We start from the raw sequence: 1,155 nt of genomic DNA on the forward strand, positions 1-1,155 counted from the left end.
GAGCTGCTGGAGGCCGAGGCTCAGAAACTGACCCAGGCTGCCCGGTATGAACGCAATGAGCAGCGCCAGGGCTATCGCAGCGGCCACTATAGCCGAAATCTCACCACCACTTCTGGAGATGTCACCCTCAAGGTTCCCAAACTCAAGGGGATTTCCTTTGAGACGGCTATTATTGAGCGGTACCGCCGCCGGGAGAGCAGCGTGGAAGAGGCTCTCATTGAGATGTACCTGGCAGGTGTGTCCGTCCGGCGTGTGGAGGACATCACGGAGGCCCTATGGGGCAGCAAAGTCTCTCCCTCCACCATCAGTGAGCTGAACAAGAAAGCGTATGTCCACATTGAAGATTGGCGAAATCGTCCTCTGCAAGGTGGGCGTTATCCGTATGTCTATGTGGATGGGATCTATCTGCGCCGCAACTGGGGCGGAGAGTTTGAAAACGTAGCCATTCTGGTAGCAATTGCGGTCAATGAGGACGGATACCGTGAGGTTCTGGGTGCCGCTGAGGGCATGAAAGAGGACAAGGCCAGCTGGGTCAGCTTCTTCCAGTGGCTGCGTGGCCGTGGTCTGGACGGCGTGAAACTCATCGTTGGAGACAAGTGCCTTGGCATGCTGGAGGCTGTGGGAGAAGTGTTTCCTGAGGCCAAGTACCAGCGTTGTACCGTTCATTTCTACCGCAATGTGTTCTCTGTTACGCCTCGCTCCAAGGTAAAGCTGGTGGCTAAGATGCTTAAGGCGATCCACGCTCAGGAGAGCAAGAAAGCAGCCCGAGAAAAGGCTAAGGTGGTGGTGGAGGAACTGCGCTCCATGAAGCTGAAAGAGGCCGCCAAGAAGGTGGAGGACGGCATAGAGGAAACGCTGACCTACTGCGATTTTCCCAGCGAGCACTGGACTCGTATCCGCACCAACAATGTCATTGAACGGCTGAACCGGGAGATTCGCCGCCGCACCCGTGTGGTAGGTAGCTTCCCGGATGGCAACTCTGCCCTCATGCTGGTCTGTGCCCGGCTGCGCCATGTGGCCGGTACCCAGTGGGGCAACAAGAAATACATGAATATGAAGCACCTGGAAGCAGCCTTTGAGGATGCCTCCATTGCTGGCTAACTTCATTCATGCCAGGGGCTGTAAACCAATTTGCGCAAAACTCTTGACACTACC

General features: G+C 55.9%; 1 protein-coding gene. It reads left to right on the plus strand.

Translation table 11 applies throughout. The annotated features are described in order from the left end of the window. A partial coding sequence (locus tag INF37_RS15540) for an IS256 family transposase (RefSeq protein ID WP_193539417.1) occupies positions 1 to 1,101 on the plus strand: 1,101 nt, incomplete at its 5' end. Positions 1,102 to 1,155 lie beyond the last annotated feature (54 nt).

The sequence above is a fragment of the Pseudoflavonifractor gallinarum genome (assembly GCF_014982855.1).
Taxonomy (GTDB): Bacteria; Bacillota; Clostridia; order Oscillospirales; family Oscillospiraceae; genus Pseudoflavonifractor_A; species Pseudoflavonifractor_A gallinarum.